This window comes from Pseudobutyrivibrio ruminis DSM 9787 (genome assembly GCF_900218035.1).
Classification (GTDB): domain Bacteria; phylum Bacillota; class Clostridia; order Lachnospirales; family Lachnospiraceae; genus Pseudobutyrivibrio; species Pseudobutyrivibrio ruminis.
The window spans coordinates 283,357-308,193 of the sequence record NZ_OBMR01000004.1; the positions used below are offsets into that span (position 1 = coordinate 283,357).

Sequence of the window (24,837 nt, forward strand, 5' to 3'; positions counted from 1 at the left end):
CCTTTTGTTTTTCTATAACTCTGTTCTGCCGTCTAACGCTCTAAGCAATGTGACCTCGTCGATGTATTCCAGGTTTCCGCCTACTGGAACACCGGATGCAATTCGGCTTACCTTGATGCCTGTTGGTTTTATCAGCTTGCTGATGTAGGCCGCTGTGGTTTCACCTTCCAATGATGAGTTGGTGGCGATGATAACCTCCTCTACATCTGTCTGCTGCAAGCGAACCATCAATTCCTTCAGCTTGATATCTCCTGGGCCTATGCCGGCCATTGGAGAGATTGCTCCGTGAAGCACATGGTAAACACCCTCGAATTTGCCTGTCTTTTCATAGGCAGCCAAATCCCTGGTATCCTCCACAACCATGATGATGTTTTGGTTGCGCTTTGGGTTAGAGCAGATTGGGCAAAGCTCATCGTCAGTAAGTGTGAAACACTGCTTGCAATATCTCACATTTTTCCTGGCCTGCACGATGGCATTGGCCAAATCGTTAACCTTTTCCTCATCCATCCCTAATATATGGAAAGCCAGCCTCTGGGCTGACTTACTTCCAATACTAGGCAAATCACTTAGCTCCGCTATTAAGTTGCTAATTTCTTTGCTGTAATATTCCATCTATTAAAATCCTAGTCCACCTGGCATCTTTGGCATAGATGCTGCTGTGATTTCATCAATCTTGTGAAGTGCTTCGTTTGTAGCTGCCATAACAAGGTCTTCAAGCATCTCTACATCATCTGGATCTACTGCTTCTGGATCGATGTGTACCTTTGTGATTTCCTTTGAACCTGTAACTGTAACTTCAACAACACCGCCACCGGCTGTGCCTGTAACTTCTGTCTCCTCAAGCTTTGCCTGAGCCTCTTCCATCTGGCGCTGCATACGCTGTGCCTGCTTCATAAGGTTGGCCATGTTGGCTCCACCCATTGCTCCTCCTGGAAATCCGCCTCTTCCTTTTCCCATATTTAAATCCTCCTATTACTCTGGGTCAGTTTCAATTTCTATACCTAATCCCGCGAAGTAGTCTCTTACGTCTGTCTTTGTGTTCTGTGAACTAACACCGCTGGAATTAATCTCTACTTTAATGGTTACTGTCTTGTGAATCATGCCTTCGATTGCTGCCACGATTTCATCCAGCACTTCTGGGCGATTAACAAAATCTCCTGCCATACGCTCGGAACCTGCTGGCTGGTCAAATATCAGCACAAGCTCTCCCAAGTCGTTGGTGGTAACTGTTGTAACCTCTTTCAAATACATCTTTATGTTAGGTGCCACCTTGCCAAGCACTGCGTTCCAGTTGCTTGCCACCTGCTTTACCTCTTCTTTTACTGCTGCTGGTAATGGCTCCTTTTTTACAGGAGCTGCACTGGGTGTGGCGCCTTGTGCCTGAGGTGCTGCCATCACTACTGGCACTCCCTCTTCCACCTTTTTCTCAAGGTTTGCCATTCGATTGTTGAGCGCTGAAATATCCTGCTCCATCTGTGGCTTGCAAAGCTTTATCAGGGCTATCTCTATCAGTACTCGCTTTTGGCTGGCATACTTGATATCGTTAGAAAGTGCTGACAGAACTTGAATGTATCTCATTAATATCTCTGTGTCAACCATCTGGGCTTCTTCTTTTAGAAGAGCCAGGTTATCAGAAGACATTTCAAGCACATCTTCCATATCATCTGAGCTCTTGATAAGCATCAGGTTTCGTAAATACCAAGTGAAGTCATTTACGAACTGATTCAAATCGCGGCCCTGGGTGATGATTTCCTCAAGGATGCCAATGCACTGGGTGATTTCGCCATTAATGATGTGGCGAAGCAGTCTTGAGAACACCTCTGTATCAATGGCACCAAGTACCTTTAACACATTGTCATATGTAAGGGTCTGTCCGATGTAAAATGCAATACACTGATCCAGCAAACTAAGGCCATCACGCATTGAACCATCCGCAGCCTTTGCGATGTAGCGCAAAGCTTTTTCCTCAACCTGCACGCCTTCCTTATCCATCAGCTCCTGCAAACGAGCAGCAATTGTGTCGATGGAAATACGATGGAAGTCGTAACGCTGGCATCGGCTAAGGATTGTGATTGGAATCTTGTGCACTTCTGTTGTGGCCAAAATGAACACAACATAAGAAGGTGGCTCCTCCAAAGTTTTCAGCAAGGCATTGAAGGCACCGGTACTAAGCATATGTACCTCATCGATGATGTATACCTTGTATTTACCTTCTGTAGGAGGGTATGCCACCTCCTCAACAATCTGTCTGATGCTGTCTACACCGTTGTTTGATGCAGCATCCATTTCTATTACGTTCATGGAATTGCCGGCTGTGATTGATTTACACATGGCACATTCCATACAAGGGCAACCATCCTGTGGGTTCTCGCAGTTGATTGTACGGGCGAGAATCTTGGCGATAGTTGTTTTACCTGTTCCTCTTGTTCCTGTAAAAAGATATGCATGTCCTATACGGTCACTTTTTATTTGGTTTTGAAGAGTTGTAACGATATGGTCCTGTCCTTTTACATCGTCAAATGTCTGTGGACGGAACTTTCTGTATAATGCCATATAAGACATGTCAATTACCTACCTATTATTTATTAGCCTGGCTTAGTCGCCGAAGCTTATTCCGATTCGTTTCGCTTCCTCTATCATCTGGCAATCTGGCTCAACTACCTTGAGCTTACCAGCCACCTTTTCAAGTGGGATGCGCTTTGTCTTGCCATCTACCATTGCAATCATGTTGCCGAAATCGCCATCCATGATAGCCTGGGCTGCTGCAGAACCAAGGCGTGTGCAAAGCACTCTATCAAATGGATCTGGGCTTCCGCCTCGCTGCATATGACCTGGAACTGTAACACGAACTTCGATTCCTGTTTCCTTCTGGATGCGGTCTGCAATCTCGTAAGAAACTGATGGATACTTTGAAGTCTCAAGCTTCTTTTTGTAATCCTTCTTTGAAAGCTTTGCATCTTCCTTGGAAATTGCACCCTCGGCAACTGCAAGAATTGTGAAGCCCTTGCCTTCTTCTGCACGATGATTGATGGCCTTGATGACCTTCTTGATATCGTATGGAATCTCTGGAAGCAGGATGATATCTGCACCTGATGCAACACCAGCATAAAGGGTGAGCCAGCCAACCTTGTGGCCCATAACCTCTACGATAAACACACGGCTGTGTGATGATGCTGTGGTGTGGATGCAGTCGATTGTGTTACATGCAATGTCGATTGCACTCTGGAATCCGAATGTCACATCTGTGCCGAAGATATCGTTATCGATTGTCTTTGGAAGATGAATGATATTTAATCCTTCCTCGCGAAGGAGGTTTGCTGTCTTCTGAGTACCGTTTCCACCAAGGATAACCAGGCAATTAAGATTGAGCTTGTAGTAGTTTGACTTCATAGCCTCTACCTTATCAAGTCCGTTTTCATCTGGCTCACGCATGAGCTTGAATGGCTGACGGCTTGAGCCCAAGATTGTTCCTCCTCGTGTAAGGATTCCTGAAAAGTCCTGGCTAGTAAGGAGTCTGTAGTCCCCATAAATCAAACCCTTGTAGCCATTGAAGAAGCCGTACACCTCCAGGTCCTTTACATTTGCTGCAAGTCCCTTTACAACACCACGCATTGCAGCGTTCAGTGCCTGGCAATCTCCACCACTTGTAAGCATTCCGATTCTCAACATAAAAACCTCCTCTTCTTAAGTTTGTTACGGTTTTAGTTCATATCCTCAATAACTTTTCTTACATAATTGTAAACACGCTCTGTTGAAGCGATTGATAAACGCTCCTTTGGAGTGTGAATATCGTACATCTCTGGTCCGATTGAAACTGCATCAAGTCCTGGAAGCTTTGAAGCTAAAAGTCCGCACTCAACACCTGCGTGGATTGTCTCTACGATTGGTGCTTCGCCATACATATCTGTGTAAATCTTTACCATTTCATCTCTGAAGCTAGACTCTCTTAAGTACTCCCAAGCTGGGTACTCGCCGTGGATTGATGTCTGGCAACCGAATGCCTTTGCAACCATAAGTACCTTGCGGATAAGTGCGTTCTTTGCGCTATCTACTGAGCTTCTAAGTGAGCATGAATACTTGATTTCGTCATCTAATACATTAAGGATACCAAGGTTAAGTGATGTCTCTACTAAGCCTTCGATATCGTGGCTCATTGTCTGAACGCCGTTTGGCATAGACTGAAGGAGCTGAATGAAACGCTCTGACTGAGCTGCGTTTACGCCATCTACTACAACGTTGCCTTCGTTTGTGATAACGATTTCCATCTCTGGGTCTGTGATTGCAAACTCATTCTTAATTGCATCTGCTTCTTTTGTCATAGCTTCAACAACTGCTGGAGTTGTAACAACCTTTGCGCTTGTAGCACGTGGGATTGCATTGTCCTTTGTTCCACCAACTAAATCTACGATGCAAACCTCGCCTGCCTCAAGACCTGCTGCAAGAACTCTGTTTGCTACATAAGAAGCGTTTGCTCTACCCTTATCGATTTCTGCACCTGAGTGTCCACCTGTGCAGTTCTTTACTTCGATTGAAACAAGTGCGCCCTTTAAAGACTCCTTCTTTACAGGGAGCTCAACATCTACACGACATCCACCTGCGCAACCTGCAAGGAAATGTCCTTCTTCTTCTGAGTCAAGGTTGAGAAGCTTGCGGCCCTTGAGCATTGAAACATCGATGCCTGCTGCACCTTCCATACCTACTTCTTCTGATACTGTGATGATAACCTCGATACGTGGGTGCTTAAGCTCCTCGTCCTCAAGGATTGCAAGTGCCATTGCTACTGCGATTCCGTCATCGCCACCAAGTGTTGTGCCCTTTGCTGTAACGAAACCATCAACGATTTCAAGGTCAAGACCTTCTGTAAGCATGTCCTTCTTGCAGTCGTCATCCTGCTCTGCAACCATATCCATGTGGCCCTGAAGGATGATTGGAGATGCGTTCTCCATTCCCTCAGATGCTTCCTTAATCATAATTACGTTGTATAAATCATCCTGATAATACTCAAGATTGTGTGCCTTTGCGAAATCAACTAAGTATGCGCTGATTTTTTCCTCGTGATAACTTGGGTGAGGGATGTTACAAATCTCCTCGAAATAATGAAATACTCTCTCTGGCTTACAATTGCTTAATACTGCCATTTTATAAATCTCCTAACTATTTATTTATCATATTCACCGAACTCACATCCGATGTTATAAGCTTCCATATCGTCCACCAATTCCCAGTCGAATTTGGCCATAGAACCATCCTCGTTGTCCTTGGTTTTCAATATCTTTTTGTATAGCTTTAATTCGCCTACGCCATTGCCGCCATTCCAAAGATTGTTATGGCGCTTTTCTCCATTTGGTGCTTCGTAATTGATAAGAAGCATGTCCTTTTTCTGACATGTGAAGTGGCCCTCTATCTTTGCAAGAGGTGTCTCCTGGGTGATGTTCCAAACCACCTCATCGCCATCTGTGTTGCAGGCGAAATCTGTCTTTGTCAAAGTCCAGAACTTTGAGAAGTTGAACTCATATGGCTCGCCCTCATACCAAACTGCGCCAAGGATAACATTTTCAAATGTCTTTCCTGTGCGAATCTTTGGGCGTCCGCCACCTATATCAAATGCTGTATTGTCAAGCCACTTACCTGTGAGCTTGCTCTTTAAATGAGAGCTTGCCAGCCATACCCATGGGGATGTGAAATCCTTTCCCCAGTTTTTATCTGCATAGCCATAGCAACTGTCTTTATCTACAACATATTCTTCACCATCTAATATAACAGAGCCGTTGAAGAATGTCTTCATTCCCTCGGCGTGCCAAAACATTTCGAAGGCCTCTAATTCACGTGATGCCCAGCTTGCGCCGTAACCTACGTTGAAAGCGATGTCCTTTTCGATGTTTAGGTCCCAAATCATCTTGCCTGACTGGCACATCCACTCTGGATGATTTGCTGCATCCTCCTCAGTCACTTCCACCATACCAAGGGTACGTGTCTCTGAGCAGAAGCAGTTATCTGCGCTAATCAAAAATGGGGCTTCTTCCTTTATGTTGACCTGGTTCCAACTAAAGAAACGATGAAGCTGCTTTGCGCCCTCGCCCCAGCAGCCTGCCTTTACCATCATATAAGATGGCTTTTTGCCTGCTGCTTTGTTCTCTGGAAGCTGGCCAAACACTGGCTCATCTCCACCAAGCTCTGGGTTGATTGTAAAGAACTCTATAAAGAATGCCTTTTCCTCACCTGTCTTTTTGTTGTGACCTGTGAAGCTGTGCCACCACCAGTCATAACCCTCGCTGGCCAAGGCACCCTTTAACATGAAGTTGTTTCTCAAAATATCAGAGTGATTAAAGCTGCCTTCCAGCAACTTATCCTTCACGTCTAGGCCGTCAATTTTTTCAAGAACTGTCTCCCCTAGTTGACTAATCTTTTCCTTTACCATGATTCTGTCCCCGCTGTTTAATAACGCTTGATTTGATCATCCTCATCAGTTGTAGTCTTATCAATTTTACGAATTTCTACTTCGTATGAATAGCTGTCATTAACCTTTACTGTTGCTTTATCACCAACATGCTTTCCTCGGATGGCTGCACCTAAAGGTGATTCTATGGAAATAAGCCCCTTCAATGAATTGCCTCGGATGCTTGTAACAAGCTTATATGTTTCCTCGCAATCATCCTCTGGAATGTATATAGTTACTGTGTTATTTATACCAATTTCATCATCTGCACTTGTATCATCTACTACCTCTGCAAACTTAAGCATTTTTTCAAGATAACGTATACGGCTATCATTCATATTCTTTGCTCGTTTTGCCTCATGATACTCAAAGTTCTCCGAAAGATCACCTTGTGCTCTGGTTTCTTTTACTTCTTCTAATAACTTTGGTCTAAGAACTAGCTTGCGCTCATCTATCTCGGCCTGAATCTTTTCTATATCTCCTTTTGTAAGACGCTCGCCCATTGTATTGCCTCCTAATTCTTACTATATAATTTCTCAATTTGTATTATAACACAAGTAATGCTGTATCTAAAAAGCAATCTTCAACTAATGTAGCCAAATATCAAAAGGCGCCGCTATACGCGACGCCATCTTATTAATATACAATCTTAAATTTACTATTTACAATTTCCCCAACTGGAGTGTTCTTCCTGATGAAATCAATAACCAAGTCTGGCATTTCTTCTGAGTAGCTGCGAGCCACTGGAGCATTTCCGATGCATTCGTAGCCACCGGTGCCTGTTGCTCGGTAGTTGCTTGTAGAAAGTGTGTAAGTTTCTGTGTCAGAAAGCTCTGTTCCGTCTAGCTTTTTGAGAGTGACAACTCTATCTCCTACTGGGCGAGTGATATCAAATGTATACTCCAGGCCAGCGTAGAAATCATAGTTGTAATGCTCTACCTTTGGCTCAAGGAATACCTTGGAAATCTTTACTTCCTTAGTAGCAGCATCGTAGTCGAAGTACTCAGCACATCTTTCTAATGCTTCCTTGATAACTGCCTTTGTTACCTGCTTTACTTCTACCGTATTTGCGAATTGATAAATTGCAAGTACATCTCTTACAGTGATTTCCTTCTTTAGTCCAAGTGGATCATTTGCAAGGCTAGTGCAAGAGAAATCTGCACCTGTAAAATCAAGCTGAACCTGATTGAAAATAGCTGCTACCTTGCTGCCATTTACCGCTGCATCTATCTTTGACTCTGGAGCAATTTCCTTTTCAAGTGAGCCGATTGGCTGATCCAACCAAACCTCTACGCAGTCAGTTAAGTCATCCATGAATCCATGCTCATCGATAATGTACTGAAGTCTTTCATCAACAGGATTTACATCCACAAGCTTAGATGAAATACTAAGTCCATCATCGCCCTTTACAACCTGTAGCTCGCAGAACTTTGTGGCATTTGATGGTGGCTGAACACCGTAAGTACCAGCAATTTCAACACCCTCAACTGGCATATGCTGATGACCTGTAAGTAAAATATCAAAGCCAAATTCTCTTGCCATTTTGCAGGCCTGATTTTCTGCAGTATCTGATAAAAGCTTGCCTGTAGCCAAGTCTTCTTCAAAGCCACCGTGATAAACGCATACAGTGATATCGCATTTATCCTTGAGATACTCATACTCTTCTTTGAGCACATCCATTGGCTCAAGCACCTGAAGAAGCTCCAGGTTTGCTGGCTGCTCCCACACATTTACATATCCTGTAACTGCACCTGTGATACCAACCTTTGTGCCGTCTGCCATTGTATGAATCACGTGCTTTTTAATATCAAGCTTGCCGCCCTTATCTAAAACATTAGCGCATACAAGTGTGGCATTCATGCTATTTGCATAATCAACAATTGCATCATAGCCAAAGTTGAAATCGTGATTACCAAATGTGTAATAATCAAGGCCTATTTCATTGAAACCCTCAGCCATAGGATGGAAATTGTATTCATCCTTGTGCTCTAAATAATATGTCATAAGTGGTGTTCCCTGAAGTGAATCGCCACCGTCAATAATCAATGTATCATCGTCTTTTTTTATCTGGGAAGAAATGCAAAAAAGCCCTGAGTTCTCAGGGCAGTTTTTCGCATAATTCACTGGAAAGAGATGACCATGTGTATCAGATGTGAATAAGATACGCATATTTGCCTCCTTTAACCTCTAGTGAGCTTAGTTCTGATTTTTGTTGAGATGTACTCAATAACAAGAATCAATATAATTAATCCAGCAAGGATTGCTCCTGCCTCGTTCCATCTGTATGCATTCATTGCAAAGATAAGTGGAGCACCGAAACCACCGGCACCAACTAAACCAAGGATTGTTGCATCTCTAAGGTTGATATCAAATCTGTAGATTGCTGTTGATGCAAAGTTTGGCATAAGCTGTGGCAAAATACCATAGCGAATCTTCTGCCATGTGCTACATCCTGCTGCATCAAGTGATTCGATAACGTGGATATCCAAATCCTCGATTGCTTCTGTGTACATCTTTGTAATCATACCAACTGAGCAAACGCCCATTGTGAGAAGACCGGCGAAAGCACCAGGTCCTGTAACACGGATAAACATAAGACCGTAAACAAATGCTGGAATTGTACGAATGGCCATAAGAACGATTCGTCCAATGAAAGCGATTGGCTTTGGTACTAAGTTTACTGCTGAAACAAAAGCAAGTGGTATTGATATGATAGCACCTACGATTGTACCAAGGAATGCGATACAAATTGTCTCAAGCATCAAATAAGGTACGCCTGATGTGGAAAAGTCAAACAAAAATCCAAGGTCAGGTGTAAAAAGTCCCTTGATGATGTTCCATGCGATAGTGCTGCTTCCATCTGCTGCACCTGTTGCCTCAACTGCACTGCAGCTCCAAATAATAAGCGCAAGTGTGATTACAGCGATGCATGTATTGTAAACCCAATTCTTGGGTCTCTTTTCATAAGCTTGTTCTATTCTACTATTCATTACGCACCTCCATTAAACCAATTTCTTACGGAAATATCTGCTGATTGATTCAATGATAAATACCGTAACGAAGAGTGCTATAAGAATCATACCAACGCTTGGATAATCTCTCCAAGAAATACGCTCGTTAAGAATAATACCGATACCTCCGGCACCTACATAACCAAGTACTGCTGCATATCTAACATTTCCTTCGAAGTTGAAGAGGCAGTTAGATAAGAAGAATGGTAATACCTGTGGGATAATTGCTGTAATGAATGCCATTGGACGTGTTGCGCCCATAGCTTCCATTGCCTCAAATGAACCCATATCTACTGTTTCGATTTCCTCGTATGTAAGCTTTCCAATGTAAGCAAATGAGAAAACTGCAATTGAAATAGTACCTGCAAGTGTACCAAATCCTACGATAAGTGTTGCAACAAGAGCTGTTACGATGGTAGGAATTGTTCTAACGATACTGAAAAATAATCTAACGATTGAAACTACTACTTTGTTGCGACATACGTTTGTGCTGGCAAGCATTGCGAAAGGCACTGATAAAAGTGAACCTACCAATGAACCAAGAAGTGACATCTTGATAGTGTCGAAAATTGGTCCCCAAACGTAATCCATAAACTCTAATCTAGGAGACTTGAACATATCGCCGATGATGACGAAGAACTCTCCTATTCTCTGGGCTAAAACTGTCATGTTGAAGCCTGTAATCTTGACTGACAAAATACACATTGCCAAAATGATGATTGCGTAAACAGGGCCGCGGGAAGCTTTCTTCTCTACGGATTTGCCATTAGGCAATGTGTAAACGTGAGGCTTAAAAACCTTATCATAAATACTCATGCGTTTACTCCTCTTCTTCCTGTACGTTACCCTCGGCATCTACTTTGCCATTATATATATTTGCTAAAACCTCCGGTGTAACTTCACTGGCAGGTCCATCATAAACGATTTCACCGGCTCTGATACCAACAACTCTGTTAGCATATTTGAGAGCTAAATCAACGTGGTGGATGTTAATTAAGATAGAAATGTTCATATCCTCGTTGATTCTCTTGAAATCACCCATAACCTGATTTGCAGTAACTGGATCAAGTGCAGCAACTGGCTCATCAGCAAGGATGATTGCTGGATTCTGTGCAAGTGTTCTAGCAAGAGCTACTCTCTGCTGCTGTCCACCTGAAAGCTGGTCAGCACGAACGAATGCTTTATCCAAGATACCTACTTTATCAAGACACTCAAGTGCCTGTAACTTTTCTTCCTTTGAATAAATACCGAATACTGATCTGTACCATGGCATGTCTGGTACAAGTGCTGTTAAAACATTTTTAATAACTGTAGTTCTAGTAATCAAATTGAATGATTGGAAGATCATTCCAATTTTTCTTCTGAAACGTCTTAGCTGCTTTCCTGAAAGTGACATAACATCAACGTCATCTACTGTGAGCTTTCCGCTTGTTACATCGTGCATTCTGTTGATTGTACGGATAAGTGTTGACTTACCAGCACCAGAAAGTCCAATAATAGCAACAAATTCCCCCTGCTCAATTTCAAGGTTTACATGCTTTAATCCCTCGAAACCATTAGGATATTTTTTTCCAACATCTTCAAATTTAATCATTTAATAACTCCATTTCTTTAAAAAAAGGAAGATACCGAAATATCTTCCTTTAATAGTTCGATTATTCGAATAAATAAAACATTATTGTAATGACATAATAAGCTCTTGAGCTTTTCTCTCTGAATCGTAATCCTCTGAGTTTGCCTCAACATAACCATTGTGGCTGTAGATTGAGATTACTTCCTTACCAGCATCTGTGTTACCGATGTTGATGAATGCCTGTGAAAGAGCAGCCTTGAAAGCATCGTCCATGATTGGAGATGACTTGCTAACGCTGATTGTATCATTGTAGATACCATCTGTTACACCAATAACATTTGTCTCATCCCAGATGCTTGCGCTTCTGCCGTACTCTGATGTCCATTTATCTTCGTTGTCACGTCTTGCGTCTGCGTATGTAACAAGTACATCTACCTGACCAGATGCAAGTCTTGAGAATGCTGTACCATAGTTATCTGATAAAGCTGTGTGTGAAAGATCTGTAATGTGCTTTCCGTAATTGTCCTGAAGCCAAAGTGAAGGATAAATATATCCTGCTGGAGATGAAGAATTCATAACGCTCCAGTTAAGTCCATCTAAATCTTCCCATGTGAGCTCTTCGCCATTGTTTACCTTTTCAGCAACAGCCTGACCTGCCTCTGAAGGACCTGCAATGATAAGTGCTCTGTAGTATGTTACCTGCTCTGTTGTAGCCTCTGTAGGCTTGTTGTCGTTCCAATCCTTTGCATTATCGCTCTCGATTGAAAGACCGTCTCTAGTTGCTGTAAGAAGTACATCGCAACCATCGTCGTATAATACATATGTACCACCTGGAATAAGTCCAACGTCGATAGTACCAGCTGAAAGTCCCTCTCCTACTGCCTCAAAGCTAGTTCCAACTGTGATATCTACCTCGCCGATATCATAACCAAGGCCTGCAAGCTCGTTTGTAAGGAGCTCCTTAAGTGGCTCTGTAGCTGTTACGATTTCGTCTGGCTCACGTGATGGTACGAAACCAATTGTTAATTTGTCAATTTTGACATTTCCGCTTTCTGCGTCTGTTGCCTGAGTTGTCTCAGTCTTTGTAGCGTCACTACCGCATCCAACTAATAAAGACATAGCTGTGACACCAACAAGCATTTTAGAAATAAACTTCTTCATCTTTCCCCTCCTGGAATATAATTATCCTTGTTATGCTACATTATTATAGTCGGATATGCAAGCACGATTTAATTTCTGTTTTTATTTAAATACAAAAAAATGGCGCCACGTATGGCGCCATAATTTTACAAAATTTATTCACTTGGTTTTTGGGATGCTCCACGTCTCTGCTGATAGACCATGCTAAGCATGTCCTGTTGATATTTATCATCATTGCTAAGGACCTTTAATTTATCCTTAACCACATTCTTACGAGCACGGAGAGTTTCAAGCTCCTTGAGAAGATTAGCCTCTTCGTCCTCATATGATTTTAATTCTCTCTTGAGATCTTCTATATCTCGTTTTGTCTCAGCATCTAACATGTTATGCCTCCCCTAATTCCTATGATTATTTTGCTTTTATGTCCTGACGAACCAATGCCTTCTTTAAGGCTACCTCAGCTCTAAGCACATCAAGATTTGCATCCTTTTCAGCTAGACGAGCTCTCGCTCTGTCTTCCGCGCTACGGGCACGTTCAACATCAATCTCATCTGGCCATTCAGCAATTTCAGCAAGCAATGTCACCTTGTCTGGAAGTATTTCAGCGAGTCCCGCATGAACTGCAGCCTTTTTCACTCCCTCTGCCTCGGTGATGGTACAAATACCTGGTGCTATAACTGTCGTTAAGGGGATGTGCTTTGGCAGAACGCCAATTTCACCCTCAACTGTATTGAATTCAACCATTGTTGCTTCACCTTCGTAGAAAGTACGCTCAGGTGTAATGATTGAAACTTTAAAGGTGTTATCTGCCATGAAACGCCACCTCCTATTTGTTCTGATTCATCTTGGCACGAACCTCGTCGATTGTACCAGCATTGAGGAAGTAGCTCTCTGGGATATCATCGTGCTTACCTTCAAGGATTTCCTTGAAGCCGCGAACTGTCTCAGCGATTGGCACATACTTTCCTTCAAGACCAGTAAACTGACCAGCTACGAAGAATGGCTGTGACAAGAATCTCTGAATCTTACGTGCACGGTTAACAACAAGCTTATCCTCTTCTGAAAGTTCGTCCATACCAAGGATAGCGATGATGTCCTGCAGCTCTTTATATTTCTGAAGAATCTCCTGTACACCACGAGCAACCTCGAAATGCTCCTGACCAACGATACGTGGATCAAGGATACGAGATGTAGAACCAAGTGGGTCTACCGCTGGATAAATACCAAGCTCGGCGATAGAACGCTCAAGAACTGTAGTAGCATCCAAGTGTGCGAATGTTGTAGCTGGAGCTGGGTCAGTCAAATCGTCGGCAGGCACGTAAACAGCCTGTACTGATGTGATAGAACCGTTCTTTGTAGATGTGATACGCTCCTGAAGAGCGCCCATCTCTGTCTGAAGTGTTGGCTGATAACCAACGGCTGAAGGCATACGACCTAAGAGGGCTGAAACCTCTGAACCAGCCTGAGTAAAACGGAAGATGTTATCGATGAAAAGAAGCACATCCTTTCCACCCTTATCTCTGAAGTACTCAGCCATTGTAAGTCCAGTAAGACCAACTCTCATTCTGGCTCCAGGTGGCTCGTTCATCTGACCGAAAACCATGCAGGTCTTGTCGATAACGCCTGACTCCTTCATTTCATAGTAAAGGTCATTACCTTCACGAGTACGCTCACCTACACCTGTGAATACTGAATATCCACCGTGCTCAGTAGCGATGTTGTGGATAAGCTCCTGAATAAGTACGGTTTTACCTACACCGGCACCACCGAACAAACCGATCTTTCCACCTTTCTGATATGGGCAAAGAAGGTCAACGACCTTAATACCTGTCTCAAGCATTTCAGTTGATGTTGCCTGCTCCTCAAACGCTGGTGCTTTTCTATGGATTGGCATCTTCTCAACACCTGTAGGTGCTGGCTGCTCATCGATAGCTTCACCAAGTACGTTGAAAATACGTCCTAATGTTGCCTCACCAACAGGAACCGAAATTGGTGCTCCTGTAGCTACTACATCCATTCCACGTACTAAACCGTCTGTAGGACCCATGGCAATACAACGAACTGTATCGTCACCCAAATGCTGCGCAACCTCAACAACCAGTCTCTCGCCGTTATCTCTTGTGATTTCAAGAGCGTCGTTGATTTCTGGAAGCTGGCCTTCGCCAAACTTTACGTCAAGTACCGCACCGATGATCTGAGTGATTTTACCAATATTATTTGCCATCTTTTCACTCCTATCTGCTTTTTTAAGAAAGCGCCTCTGCACCAGCGATAATCTCGGTCAATTCCTGAGTAATTGATCCCTGGCGGGCACGATTGTATTTTAATGATAGATCACTAATGATTTCCTCAGCATTATTTGTAGCTGAATCCATTGCCTGCATACGTGCACCGTTTTCTGAAGCAACAGCTTCAACAAGTGCTCCGTAAACTAATGAAGTAACATACTTTGGAATGATAAGCTCTAAAGCTTGTTCCTCGTTTGGCTCAAAATTCATAAGAGCTTCCGCTCCTGTTGATTTTGCAGCCTCTACATCTTCTTCACTAATTTCGGCTGGTAACAGCTTCATAAGCTTTGGAATCTGGCTTACTGTATTTTTGAAGTGTGTGTACACAAGATAAATCTGTCCGATTTCGCCATTAGCATAATCGGAAAGAACGTCATTACAGATTGCCATAGCATCTGCATAGGTTGGTGCCTCCATTACTGGAGAATAGTCCTTTGCCACGGTGTAACCCTTATGGGCAAGGCTCTCACCACCTTTATGACCTATTGTGTAAAGCTTTACTTCATCAGGCTTCATGCCGGCACCTGTAATCATCTTTACAACGTTTGAGTTGTAACCACCTGCAAGACCACGGTTTGATGTGATGACGATAACGCCAATCTTATCAGAACCATTATCCTGCAAATATCTGTTGTTTACGTTGCCAGCCTTGGCAAGCATACTACAAATTGTGTTGTACATAGCATTGAAGTATGGTGTAGTCTGCTCTGCCTTGCTTCTAGCCTTCTGGAGCTTTACTGTAGATACAAGCTTCATGGCCTTAGTGATCTGCTGAGTGCTACTAACACTCTGTTTTCTTCTTTTTATGTCTCTCATTGAGGCCATAACAGATCACCCTCCTTACTTGTAGCTCTTTTTACACTCCTCAATAGCAGCGATAAGCTTCTGCTCCATGTCATCCTCGAGAACCTTAGTTGTCTTAATAGCCTCTGGAATCTCTGGATACTTTGTATCAACAAGATCAAATAAAGCTTTTTCAAATGCCTGAATATCTGCTGTAGGAATATCAAGAAGATATTTCTTTGTAGCAGCGTAGATAATCATAATCTGATACTCTACTGGCATTGGTGCGTACTGTGGTTGCTTAAGCATTTCCTTGATACGCTCACCTTGTGCAAGCTTCTCAGCTGTATCTGCATCAAGCTCTGAACCGAACTGTGCGAAAGCTGCAAGCTCTCGGTACTGAGCAAGCTCTACACGGATAGGAGCTGCGATTTTCTTCATAGCCTTAATCTGAGCAGAACCACCTACACGGGATACTGAAAGACCTGCGTTTACGGCTGGTCTGAAACCTGCGTTGAAAGCTTCTGTCTCAAGATAAATCTGACCATCAGTAATTGAGATAACGTTTGTAGGGATGTATGCAGATACATCGCCTGCCTGTGTCTCAATGATAGGAAGTGCGGTAAGTGATCCTCCGCCCAGTTTGTCTGAAAGTCTAGCAGCACGCTCAAGAAGTCTTGAGTGTAAGTAGAATACATCACCTGGGTAAGCCTCACGTCCTGGTGGACGACGGAGAAGTAATGAAAGTGTACGGTATGCAGTAGCATGCTTACTTAAATCATCATAGATGATAAGTACATCCTCACCGTTTTCCATCCACTCTTCACCGATGGCACATCCTGAATATGGAGCGATGTACTGAAGTGGAGCAAGCTCTGAAGCTGTAGCAGCAACAACTGTTGTCCATGCCATAGCACCATATTCCTCTAAAGTCTTAACAAGGGCTGCAACTGTTGATGCCTTCTGGCCAATTGCAACGTAAATACATTTTACGCCCTGTCCCTTCTGATTGATAATTGTATCGATAGCGATAGCAGTTTTACCTGTCTGTCTATCACCGATAATAAGCTCACGCTGTCCACGTCCGATTGGAATCATGGAATCGATGGCTTTAATACCTGTCTGCAATGGTGTATCTACGGATTTACGAGAGATAACGCCTGAAGCAACACGCTCGATTGGACGGAACTTTGTAGTATCAATAGGTCCCTTTCCATCGATAGGCTGTCCAAGTGCATTAACTACACGTCCAAGCATTGCATTTCCAACTGGAACCTCAACAACACGACCAGTAGTCTTAACTGTATCACCTTCATTGATGTTCTTGTCGTTACCTAAGAGTACGCAACCAACATTGTCTTCCTCAAGGTTTAATACCATGCCGTATACTTCGCCAGGGAACTCTAAAAGTTCGCCCTGCATAGCATTCTGTAATCCGTGAATACGTGCAATTCCATCAGCAACCTGAATGACAGTTCCAACGTCTGACACGTCAAGCTGCGCAGCATAGCGTTTCATCTGCTCTTTAATAACCGAGCTAATCTCTTCTGGTTTTAAATTCATGGAGCGCATTCACCTACTTTCAATTGAATATTTGATAACTCGTGAGTTAATTTACTAATCTGAGTCTTGATTGAACTATCAATGACTCTATCTTTAATGCGAATTACCATACCCCCGATTAATTCAGGGTCTACCTTGTATGTCATGACAAATGAAGCATAATCGGTAGTTTGAAGTAAACGCTTCTCGACATCGTTTTTCTGAGCCTCTGTCAATTCCATAGGAGTTGAAACTGTTGCCTTACCAATCTTTTTATAATCGAATACTCGATCAATAAAGTAGTTGAGCACTGTCTCGATATCCTTTGAATGGTCCTTCTCTTCAAGCATTCTTAAGAGACCTACCATTTCATCACTGACTCTGCCTTTGAAAACCTCGTCGATGATTTGAAGCTTTTCTTCCTTATTAATTTTTGGATGATTCATCATCTGAGAAAAGCCGTCGTTTGATTTAACAACATCAATGACTCCTTCAGCTTCCTTCAGGAAATCATCGATTTTCCCTGATTCCACAGCTAGCTCAAACAATGCATCACCATATACGTTTGAGACTAATTTAGCCATGTTCCTTCACCCATTTCCTTAAGTGTTTGCTCTACTAAGGAATTCTGAATTGTTGTGTCGATGTTTGCAGCTACAACCTTCTGTGCCATCAATGCAGCTACAGAAATCATTTCCTGCTTAACCTCGTCTGCAACCTTCTTCTTCTCGAGCTCAGCTTCCTCATTTGCTCTTGCAATGATTGCTGCAGCTTCTTCCTTAGCGTCGCTTACAATCTTGGTTTCACTCTTTAAGGCTTTTTGTCTTGCTTCTGCTAAAATTTCATCACGCTCTTTGCTGATGTTCTTTAGCTTTGCTTCGTACTCTGCCTTTAGCTTTTCTGCCTCTTCCTTTTCTTTCTTTGCATCTGCAATGTCCCTTGCAATGCCATCTTTTCTATCCTGCAAAAGCTTTCTTGCTGGATTGAAAAGCTTGTTAGACATTATAAGGAATAGGAAGAACATTGCTATGGCTAAAAGCACTACATCATTTACTAACTGAAAGTCTAAATCAAATAGTCTTTCCAACTTTTAGCCCTCCTTCTTAAAAATTTTCTTCCTAGTTTCCTTAGCCTACTAATGGCTGTACAAAGAGTAACAGAAGGGCAATTACAAGTCCGTAAAGACCAGTTGTCTCGGCAACGGCCTGACCAAGTAACATAGTAGACATGATCTGTCCCTGTGCTCCTGGGTTACGTCCAACGGCTGCTGCACCATGACCAGCTGCAATACCCTGTCCAATACCAGGACCAATACCAGCGATAACTGCTAAGCCGGCACCGATTGCTGAACAAGCTTTAATTAAATCTTCTCCTGTAATGTTCATAAATGTTTTCCTCCTAATATAGTAAACTTTTTGTTTTCAGTCCCTTTTAAGAATCACCGTAAGACTGAGCTATGTATGTCATTGTCAACATACAGAATACATAGGTCTGGATTGCACCTGAGAAAATATCGAAGTATACATGCAATGCTGCAGGCCATATCAAGGCGAACTTTCCTAGCAATCCATATACAAGACCCATAATGATTGTTCCTGAAAGAACGTTTGCAAATAAACGTAGTGACATTGAAATAGGCACCGCAATATCAGATATTACGTTGATTGGCATCCAGATAGGTAGCCATGGTGGCAATGGAGAACACTTGTCAATCCAAATGTCCTTCGCGCTCTGGTGCCTTACCTTTACTACATGAATGCAAACAAAGGTAATTAATGCAAGGGCCAATGTTGTGCCGTAATCGGCTGTTGGTGGTCTTAAGCCAACCAAACCGGATAAGTTAGATACCAAAATGAAACAGAATATGGTACAAATCCAGTTTGCAAACACTGGTGCGTGCTTACCCATACTTCCTTCCACCATCTTATCTAAGAGTCCTACTATCAACTCCAAGATACTCTGGAAGGTATCAGGAACTTCAGTGGCATGCTTCAGCTTACGGTTGGCAATAAGAGAAAATATAACCAACGCAAGCCACACGATAAGGATGCAGACATGGGAAGTTGTGATCCAAACTTCATGACCAAAGACTTCGTATTTGAACAAGCCTTTTATCATGTCCACAGTATCGCTTGAGGCCAGCAAAATTCCTTCTGTCACACTTTCACCTCCTTTGTATTAAGTTCTTCATCATTACCCTCGGATATATTGGAACTAGTTTTTCCGAGTCTTTTTATTAGCAAAGGCTGTGCATACGCACTTACCTTAAGCCCTAAAATACCGATGATTGCTGTAAACATGTTGCCAAGTTTAAAGACCATCATCAAAATCATCACTGCGCATACGATTAAGTATCGCATCACAGATTTGAAGGAAAGATATTTTTCATGCCCCTTTCCTATGCGAACTGATTCTTCGATAATCATTGCAATGTGGATTGCCATAAATGTGGCACATCCAACTCCTATTAGAAGTCCGCTGGTGTATCTGACTTTATCAGTTACAAACCAAACCCCAATCAGTTCAATTAAAACACCGTATATAAGTATTCCTAAAACCAAGCCAGGTAGAGCTTGATTTAGTCTTTTCATCCAATTAATCATGCTTTTCCTCTGACTGATTTTTTGCCTCTTCTTCCAGACGTCTTGCTCGCTGCCCTGGGGATTCTTCATTCTTTAAGTATCCCTTAACAGAACGATATGCCCCGTTAAATGCAGCAACTATGCCTATCAGAATTCCTCCGATAATATACATGTCGCTGTGAGAACTAGTCACTTTTGATAACACAATCCCCACTGCCATACATAAGAAAATCGGCACTATTACATTTATTCCAAATTGAAGTACCATTACTAGCGAATTGGCCACTTCACGATTTGTCTTTTTCTTGTCCCTCAATGTAAGCTCCTATTTGTTCAATTTACAGTTGCTTAAAGTGTAAATGAAATCTCTCTACCAGTATGCTTGTACTGATAGAACTCTACTCCAGCAGCTCTGAGCATGCGCTTTGATGCTATAACTGATGGTGTATTTTCGTATTTATCACTGTCGTAGATAACAGTTTTAATGCCTGACTGAATAATAGCCTTTGCACATTCGTTACATGGAAATAGTGACACGTACAGCTTTGAACCTTCCAGTGAACCACCTCTGTAGTTTAGGATAGCGTTCAATTCGCTGTGTGTTGTATAGAAATATTTATTTTCCAGAGGGTCCCCTACTCTTGCCCAAGGGAACTCATCATCTGAACATCCATTTGGAAAACCATTGTAGCCCATTGATAAAATCTTATTGTCCTGGCTAACAATACAAGCTCCAACCTGTGTATTTGGGTCCTTAGATCTCATACCCGATAATACTGCAACGCCCATAAAGTACTCATCCCAGCTAATATAATCAAGTCTCTTATCACTCATGGTCTATTCCTCCAATACGTATATAATTCTTGCCTTATTTATATTTATGCCTCAATAACCCTCATTAACTTCTCAATCGAAGCCTTTAAGACTTCGTAGCACAAACCATAGGTCTGTACTGAGCCACCGTAGGGATCCATCACCTCAAGCTCGTCCCCAACGAGCTCGTTTAAGAGGCGTGTATTTTCCTCTGTGGCGTTTGCATATTCACTTAATATTTTTTGCCTTTGGGTCTCTTCCATTGTGATTACAAGTGTGGATTCGGAAAAATCCGTATCTAGTAACTGTTTGGAAGAGTAATCCTTCAGCGTAGTGCCATTACTGATTAAAATCGCTTCCGCCTTTTGATTCAACGGCTCCGGGAACTGAACTATAAGTCCCCTGGCCTCACAAATTATCGGCCTGCTGTGCTCAGTGGCATGGAAAATCGCCGCCGCCATGGGGGCTCTCGATGTTCCACTACCGGAAGCAAAAATCACTCTATTAATATTTTTCATTCCATATTCTCCTGACTGCCGGTTGATGCCTAAACGTCAAGTGTCTTCTGACCAGCTGCTTTCAACAATCGATTCATGATTGCCTGCCCCATATTTGGAGTAGCGAAGCTTTCAGAATATATCAAATCTACACCAAGTTCGTCAAACTTTCGTAGAATGTCGTAAAGATTGTGAGCTATGCTGCCCTCGTCAGATCTGTCCCCTATTACAAGAATCTGACCATCGCTATATCTATCCGCAGTTTCTGATGTAGCGATAATACCAACCTTTGAACCAGCCTCAATTGCTGCTTTTGTAAGCTCGTTGATTTTGGCTACGACTTTATCCTCATCACCGGAAATGATAGTCAAATCACCCTTAGGTGCATAATGCTTATATCTCATTCCTGGTGCTTTTGGCTTTGCTCCACTGGTGGTGCCTTTGTCGTTGTAGACAATGCCTGGGTCAATTCTGACCTCTCCAACCACCTCTTTCAGCATTTCCATATTGATGTATCCTGGCCTAAGGATTGTAACAACATCCTCTGTCAAATCTACGATGGTAGACTCCAATCCGATATCTACAGCACCTCCATCCAAGATGGCGTCTATCTTTCCTGATAAATCCTCGTATACGTGACTAGCCTTTGTAGGGCTTGGACGACCTGATGTGTTGGCACTAGGTGCTGCAATCATACATCCACTTTCCTCAATAAGTGCTAAGGCGATTGGATTGTTTGGCATTCTTACTGCCACCGTATCAAGACCACCTGTTGTCTCGTATGGGATAACCTCGTTTTTGTTGACCACCATTGTAAGTGGCCCTGGCCAAAATGCATCTGCCAGCTTTTTAGCGTTCTCTGGCAAATCCTTTGAAATTTCTTGTAACTGTGAGAACCTTGCAATATGTACAATTAAAGGGTTGTCCGATGGACGACCCTTTGCTGCGTATATCTTACGCGAGGCCTCCTTATCTTTGGCGTCTCCGCCTAATCCGTAAACTGTCTCTGTCGGAAAGGCTACAAGCCCTCCCTTTCTAAGTATCTCAGAAGCCTCACTGATATATTCCATATTGATTGGCTCTGCAGAAACATCCATAATCCTAGTAATCATACTCAAAATTATATCACTTTTCCATTAGAACTCAATCTTTTTGAACTGTTACAAAGCCCATAAAACCATGATTTTTTTGTGTTCTCTTATAGGTACTTTGCAATAATATTCCATACTCCTGTGCTATCAAAGCCTTTCTTCCAGAAGGCTCCTCCAGCCAGATTGTATTTATCCATTACCTTTAACTTTTCTTCGATGGAAGTTTCATCCTCCACCCAAATCTTGTAAGTTGTGCTTCCATCAGCATATTCTGCGTAGTACTGACCGTACTCATCTGACCATGCTGCAGATACACCATTTGTCTTAAGATATGACTGGATTGCATCCATTCCATAAGCTGTGCTATCAACAGAACCATCCTCTGCCACTTCCCAAACTCTACAATAGAATGGCATACCAAGGATTACCTGTTCAGCTGGTACATCATTAAGTGTGTCAGCCACACCTTGATCTACCCAATTAATAGATGCAACAGAACCTGCTTCTTCGCTTCCGCCGTAGTGCTCATCGTAACCCATGATGATTACATAATCCGCATACTTAGCCTGCTCTGCTCGATTATAAATCTCAGATGAAGCAGTAGGTACATAATTGTCTACTGAAAGAATGATATCGTTCTTTTCACATTTAATTGAAAGCTCCTTGATGAACTGAATATATCCATCTGCTGCACTTCCTGAGAGCTGCTCGATATCAATATTGATTCCATCAAGACCGTATGTTATAGCCTGCGCAATAAGATTATTAACTAATGCGTCTCTTGATGATGTAGTGTTTAATACTGTTGTTGTATCAACATCTGCATCCTCAAGATTGCTCACAAGGCCCCATACCTGTACATTATTTGCATGACATGTACTTACATATGAAGAGCTTGCGATTGAAGCAATTCCGCCTTTGTTATCACTCAAATAGAACCAGGTAGGTGACATAACATCAACGCCTGTTGAACTTGCAAGAACTGTAGCAATATCTCCATTTGCTGACTGGTTTGTAACCTGATGCCAAAGCAATGAAATATCCTGTCCTGCAGAAATATGGTTGTATGTACGCTCAGGCAACTCCGCTTCAACTGTCTCAGTGCTCTTAAATGTTATGGCACTATTTTTGATGTAACCCATTACACCATTTTCTGAAACAACAAAGCTCCACTTACCTGTATCACGAACAACGTAAATAGATTCGCCCTTTGTGACATCCTCAAGGACTGGGCTCTTTGGACCATTAAGCTTTCTAATCTGAGTCTTACGCTTTGCTGTATACACATCTGTAGATGAACCAACAGTCTGGACAACAACTCTATCAGGCTCTGAATAATAATTAATCTTGAAATCTGTAAGAAGCTTAAGATAATCCTCAGCAATATAGACTGTATCATCCTGCGCCAAAACTACTGGCAAGCCAAGGCTATTATTACTCTTATCTATTGAATAATCTGCACTACCAACTGTAGCTGTATAAACCTCAGAATCAGTAGCATATCTCAGAGTAATCTCTGATGAATCGTAAACATATCCATCATCCAGATAATCCTTTACAAATCCAAGCTCCAAATAAACATTGCCATCATTTACTATGGCATAACCATGCTCCTCAAGCTCAGAACTGATATACTCTCCATCCAAAACGACCGCTGCTTCGTTTTCATGGAAGACCTGGAAGTAATCTGCCAAATCCATATGCTCTTTTGTAGGCGTATACTTCTTAATGGCGTATATTCCTACAATCAGCACCGCAAGAGCTATAATTCCTGCCGCAATGTAAATATACCCCCTCGGAATCCTAAATCTTTTCTTTCTCTTTCGTCTATGTCTATACGTATTGCTCATAAGCATCTCCCTCGTATCTATTTTCCCTCAAAGTATAACAAACCATCCCGCCAAATTCCACCTTTATGTGGCCCCGCTCCCCTGCACTGCAACCCGGCCCAGGCCCCTCCCAACTTAATAAATTGTAATACCCGCCCCAGTGTACAGGGCTCATACTTATTTACTTGCATCGTCTGCGGATTATGTTTTTCTAAGCATCACGTGTCGCATTTATTATGGTGCGTGTTCTTTAAATTCTTTGCACTTCTAACGCCGCTGTTGGTAGAGTGGGCAGACACACTATTTATAAGTATTAATCTCCACAACAAGCTTAGGAATAATTGCCGCGACATTTGTAGTGAGCCTAGAAAATTAGAAAGGGGCATTTTGCGATGAATAGGCGTGAGGCGCCACGGACGGCGCCGAGAGCCCGACAACGAAACGGACTGAGTTAAAGGGCGGCGCCTAAGCATCCAAAATCCCCTTTCTAAATTTTCTTGGCAAACGGAGTATGAGCGCAATTATCCTAAGACTTGTGTGGAGAGTAATAGGTAGACTTCAAGTGTCTGCCCTCTACCCACAGTGGCTTCGAAGTGCAAAACCAATTAAAGGACACGCACTTAATGCTCCCTTGTGATGCTAAGAAAAACTATAATCCTTGCGCTGTCAGCGTAAATAAGTATGAGTCCTGTACACTGGGGCGGGTATTCATACTACGCTGTTGGGAGGGGCCTGGGCAGCAGATACACTCGGGAGAGGGGCCAGAATTGGTGTAGAGGCGAGCGGTTTGTTGTACAAAAAAAGAGCACCGCGAATGCGATGCTCTTTAACCGGTTTTCTTGATTAAGCTATTAGCCCTGAGCGATTGCTCCTGTTGGGCAAACACCTGCACATGTACCACACTCAACGCAAGCGTCAGCGTCGATGTTGAACTGTGAATCTCCCTGTGAGATAGCTCCTACTGGGCACTCAGGCTCGCATGTACCACATGATACGCATGAATCAGAAATAACGTATGCCATAGTTAAAATCCTCCTTAAATATCTTATTGATAAAAATTAATCAATTTCGTTTGATGTCTCATATATTACACCTAAATTGTGTCTAAATCAAGGACAAAATTGTTTTTTTATGAATCCCTTTAAAATCAGGGCTTACCATGGTTATATTAAACTAACTCCCGTTGATTCAGGCTAACAGTTGTTTTAATTGTGTACACAAATTAGTTTCTCACTAACTTAAAATTGAGCAC

At 42.5% G+C, this 24,837-nt stretch carries 28 protein-coding genes; all 28 read right to left on the bottom strand.

From position 1 onward, the window contains the following. Positions 1-12: 12 nt before the first annotated feature. Positions 13-612, bottom strand: coding sequence for a recombination mediator RecR (gene recR, locus CRN97_RS04795; RefSeq protein ID WP_033152660.1), 600 nt, complete (start codon positions 610-612; stop codon positions 13-15). A gap of 3 nt (positions 613-615) precedes the next feature. Further along, positions 616-957, bottom strand: coding sequence for a YbaB/EbfC family nucleoid-associated protein (locus tag CRN97_RS04800; protein ID WP_028243206.1), 342 nt, complete (start codon positions 955-957; stop codon positions 616-618). Between the two features lie 15 nt (positions 958-972). Beyond that, the gene (dnaX, locus tag CRN97_RS04805) at positions 973-2,562 is read right to left on the bottom strand and encodes a DNA polymerase III subunit gamma/tau (protein ID WP_044936674.1); all 1,590 of its coding nucleotides are present in this window, start codon (positions 2,560-2,562) and stop codon (positions 973-975) included. Positions 2,563-2,595: 33 nt separating this feature from the next. Further along, the gene (locus CRN97_RS04810) at positions 2,596-3,669 is read right to left on the bottom strand and encodes a 6-phosphofructokinase (protein ID WP_044936676.1); all 1,074 of its coding nucleotides are present in this window, start codon (positions 3,667-3,669) and stop codon (positions 2,596-2,598) included. A 32-nt stretch (positions 3,670-3,701) separates the two neighbouring features. Further along, positions 3,702-5,138, bottom strand: a complete 1,437-nt coding sequence (locus CRN97_RS04815; protein WP_097076071.1) for an aminoacyl-histidine dipeptidase — start codon at positions 5,136-5,138, stop codon at positions 3,702-3,704. A gap of 20 nt (positions 5,139-5,158) precedes the next feature. Next, the gene (locus tag CRN97_RS04820) at positions 5,159-6,418 is read right to left on the bottom strand and encodes a tocopherol cyclase family protein (RefSeq protein WP_143483245.1); all 1,260 of its coding nucleotides are present in this window, start codon (positions 6,416-6,418) and stop codon (positions 5,159-5,161) included. Positions 6,419-6,435: 17 nt separating this feature from the next. Further along, on the bottom strand, positions 6,436-6,939 hold the full coding sequence (gene greA, locus CRN97_RS04825) for a transcription elongation factor GreA (protein ID WP_044936680.1): 504 nt from the start codon (positions 6,937-6,939) through the stop codon (positions 6,436-6,438). Positions 6,940-7,072: 133 nt separating this feature from the next. Next, a complete protein-coding gene (locus CRN97_RS04830; RefSeq protein ID WP_097076072.1) occupies positions 7,073-8,605 on the bottom strand; it encodes a bifunctional metallophosphatase/5'-nucleotidase in 1,533 nt (510 codons plus the stop codon). Positions 8,606-8,616: 11 nt separating this feature from the next. Continuing rightward, entirely contained in the window at positions 8,617-9,426 is an 810-nt protein-coding gene (phnE, locus tag CRN97_RS04835; RefSeq protein WP_044936684.1) for a phosphonate ABC transporter, permease protein PhnE, read from the bottom strand. Between the two features lie 12 nt (positions 9,427-9,438). Continuing rightward, complete coding sequence (gene phnE, locus CRN97_RS04840) at positions 9,439-10,263, bottom strand: phosphonate ABC transporter, permease protein PhnE (protein WP_033152647.1); 825 nt, start codon at positions 10,261-10,263, stop codon at positions 9,439-9,441. Positions 10,264-10,267: 4 nt separating this feature from the next. Continuing rightward, positions 10,268-11,041 (bottom strand): phosphonate ABC transporter ATP-binding protein, encoded by a 774-nt coding sequence (gene phnC / locus CRN97_RS04845; protein WP_033152645.1) that lies wholly within the window; start codon positions 11,039-11,041, stop codon positions 10,268-10,270. Positions 11,042-11,122: 81 nt separating this feature from the next. Next, positions 11,123-12,181 (bottom strand): phosphate/phosphite/phosphonate ABC transporter substrate-binding protein, encoded by a 1,059-nt coding sequence (locus CRN97_RS04850; RefSeq protein ID WP_097076073.1) that lies wholly within the window; start codon positions 12,179-12,181, stop codon positions 11,123-11,125. Positions 12,182-12,315: 134 nt separating this feature from the next. After that, entirely contained in the window at positions 12,316-12,543 is a 228-nt protein-coding gene (locus CRN97_RS04855) for a hypothetical protein (protein WP_044936691.1), read from the bottom strand. A gap of 25 nt (positions 12,544-12,568) precedes the next feature. Then, positions 12,569-12,973, bottom strand: a complete 405-nt coding sequence (gene atpC, locus CRN97_RS04860) for an ATP synthase F1 subunit epsilon (protein WP_044936693.1) — start codon at positions 12,971-12,973, stop codon at positions 12,569-12,571. 13 nt (positions 12,974-12,986) lie between these two features. Then, complete coding sequence (gene atpD, locus CRN97_RS04865) at positions 12,987-14,384, bottom strand: F0F1 ATP synthase subunit beta (RefSeq protein WP_044936696.1); 1,398 nt, start codon at positions 14,382-14,384, stop codon at positions 12,987-12,989. Positions 14,385-14,406: 22 nt separating this feature from the next. Next, positions 14,407-15,273, bottom strand: coding sequence for an ATP synthase F1 subunit gamma (gene atpG / locus CRN97_RS04870; protein WP_074792145.1), 867 nt, complete (start codon positions 15,271-15,273; stop codon positions 14,407-14,409). A 15-nt stretch (positions 15,274-15,288) separates the two neighbouring features. Next, a complete protein-coding gene (gene atpA, locus CRN97_RS04875) occupies positions 15,289-16,794 on the bottom strand; it encodes a F0F1 ATP synthase subunit alpha (RefSeq protein WP_074792143.1) in 1,506 nt (501 codons plus the stop codon). Next, positions 16,791-17,357: an ATP synthase F1 subunit delta gene (gene atpH, locus CRN97_RS04880; RefSeq protein WP_044936702.1), complete on the bottom strand. Its 567-nt coding sequence runs from the start codon at positions 17,355-17,357 to the stop codon at positions 16,791-16,793. Before atpH ends, atpA begins: the two co-directional genes overlap by 4 nt. Then, entirely contained in the window at positions 17,345-17,860 is a 516-nt protein-coding gene (gene atpF, locus CRN97_RS04885; RefSeq protein ID WP_044936705.1) for a F0F1 ATP synthase subunit B, read from the bottom strand. Before atpF ends, atpH begins: the two co-directional genes overlap by 13 nt. Before the next feature lie 40 nt (positions 17,861-17,900). Continuing rightward, a complete protein-coding gene (gene atpE, locus CRN97_RS04890; protein ID WP_033152623.1) occupies positions 17,901-18,158 on the bottom strand; it encodes an ATP synthase F0 subunit C in 258 nt (85 codons plus the stop codon). A 46-nt stretch (positions 18,159-18,204) separates the two neighbouring features. Then, positions 18,205-18,933: a F0F1 ATP synthase subunit A gene (gene atpB, locus CRN97_RS04895; RefSeq protein ID WP_044936707.1), complete on the bottom strand. Its 729-nt coding sequence runs from the start codon at positions 18,931-18,933 to the stop codon at positions 18,205-18,207. Continuing rightward, positions 18,930-19,376: a hypothetical protein gene (locus CRN97_RS04900; RefSeq protein WP_179670681.1), complete on the bottom strand. Its 447-nt coding sequence runs from the start codon at positions 19,374-19,376 to the stop codon at positions 18,930-18,932. Before CRN97_RS04900 ends, atpB begins: the two co-directional genes overlap by 4 nt. Further along, positions 19,369-19,671 (bottom strand): AtpZ/AtpI family protein, encoded by a 303-nt coding sequence (locus CRN97_RS04905; protein ID WP_033152619.1) that lies wholly within the window; start codon positions 19,669-19,671, stop codon positions 19,369-19,371. Before CRN97_RS04905 ends, CRN97_RS04900 begins: the two co-directional genes overlap by 8 nt. Before the next feature lie 32 nt (positions 19,672-19,703). Then, positions 19,704-20,189, bottom strand: coding sequence for a deoxycytidylate deaminase (locus CRN97_RS04910; RefSeq protein WP_044936711.1), 486 nt, complete (start codon positions 20,187-20,189; stop codon positions 19,704-19,706). 44 nt (positions 20,190-20,233) lie between these two features. Continuing rightward, positions 20,234-20,686, bottom strand: coding sequence for an arsenate reductase/protein-tyrosine-phosphatase family protein (locus tag CRN97_RS04915; RefSeq protein ID WP_074792137.1), 453 nt, complete (start codon positions 20,684-20,686; stop codon positions 20,234-20,236). Between the two features lie 29 nt (positions 20,687-20,715). After that, positions 20,716-21,777: an L-threonylcarbamoyladenylate synthase gene (locus tag CRN97_RS04920; RefSeq protein ID WP_044936716.1), complete on the bottom strand. Its 1,062-nt coding sequence runs from the start codon at positions 21,775-21,777 to the stop codon at positions 20,716-20,718. Between the two features lie 86 nt (positions 21,778-21,863). After that, positions 21,864-23,606 carry a glycosyl hydrolase family 18 protein gene (locus CRN97_RS04925; protein WP_179670682.1) on the bottom strand — a complete coding sequence of 581 codons (1,743 nt, stop codon included), beginning with the start codon at positions 23,604-23,606 and terminating at the stop codon, positions 21,864-21,866. Positions 23,607-24,436: 830 nt separating this feature from the next. Continuing rightward, on the bottom strand, positions 24,437-24,607 hold the full coding sequence (locus tag CRN97_RS04930; RefSeq protein WP_028234217.1) for a DUF362 domain-containing protein: 171 nt from the start codon (positions 24,605-24,607) through the stop codon (positions 24,437-24,439). Positions 24,608-24,837 lie beyond the last annotated feature (230 nt).